Origin of the sequence: Streptomyces sp. MS06, assembly GCF_047200655.1 — a bacterium.
Lineage (GTDB): Bacteria > Actinomycetota > Actinomycetes > Streptomycetales > Streptomycetaceae > Streptomyces.
Genome location: NZ_JBJZOJ010000150.1, coordinates 1 through 1000 on the forward strand (window position 1 = coordinate 1; position 1000 = coordinate 1000).

Below are 1000 nucleotides of genomic sequence, written 5' to 3' on the forward strand. Positions count from 1 at the left end.
GCTCCGGTGTCGGTGCAGTCGATGACGACGACGCGTACGTCGGATGTGGGGTCGACGCTTCAGCAGATCGCGGAGTTGACGGCGTCGGGGTGCGAGATCGTGCGGGTGGCGTGTCCGACGCAGGATGATGCGGATGCGTTGGCGGTGATCGCGCGGAAGTCGCAGATCCCGGTGATCGCGGACATCCACTTCCAGCCGAAGTACGTGTTCGCGGCGATCGAGGCGGGTTGCGCGGCGGTGCGGGTGAACCCGGGCAACATCAAGAAGTTCGACGATCAGGTCAGGGAGATCGCGAAGGCGGCGCGGGACCACGGGACGCCGATCCGGATCGGGGTGAACGCGGGGTCGTTGGACCGGCGGTTGCTGCAGAAGTACGGGAAGGCGACGCCGGAGGCGCTGGTGGAGTCGGCGTTGTGGGAGGCGTCGCTGTTCGAGGAGCACGACTTCCGGGACATCAAGATCTCGGTGAAGCACAACGATCCGGTGGTGATGGTCGAGGCGTACCGGCAGTTGGCGGAGCGGTGTGACTATCCGCTGCATCTGGGGGTGACGGAGGCCGGTCCGGCGTTCCAGGGGACGATCAAGTCGGCGGTGGCGTTCGGTGCGCTGCTGAGCCGGGGGATCGGGGACACGATCCGGGTGTCGTTGTCGGCGCCGCCGGTGGAGGAGGTGAAGGTCGGTATCCAGATCCTGGAGTCGTTGAATCTGCGGCAGCGTGGTCTGGAGATCGTGTCGTGTCCTTCGTGCGGGCGTGCGCAGGTGGATGTGTACAAGTTGGCGGAGGAGGTCACGGCGGGGCTGACGGGGATGGAGGTGCCGTTGCGGGTGGCCGTGATGGGGTGTGTGGTGAACGGTCCGGGTGAGGCCCGTGAGGCCGATCTCGGGGTGGCCTCGGGCAACGGCAAGGGGCAGATCTTCGTGAAGGGCGAGGTGATCAAGACCGTGCCGGAGTCGAAGATCGTGGAGACCCTCATCGAGGAGGCCATGAAGATCGCCGAGC

1 protein-coding gene is annotated in these 1000 nt (G+C 66.2%); it reads left to right on the top strand.

Features of this window, described 5'->3' with window-relative positions; translation table 11 throughout:
* On the top strand, positions 1-1000 hold a 1000-nt coding region (ispG, locus tag ACL02U_RS32870), incomplete at both ends, for a flavodoxin-dependent (E)-4-hydroxy-3-methylbut-2-enyl-diphosphate synthase (RefSeq protein ID WP_412794672.1).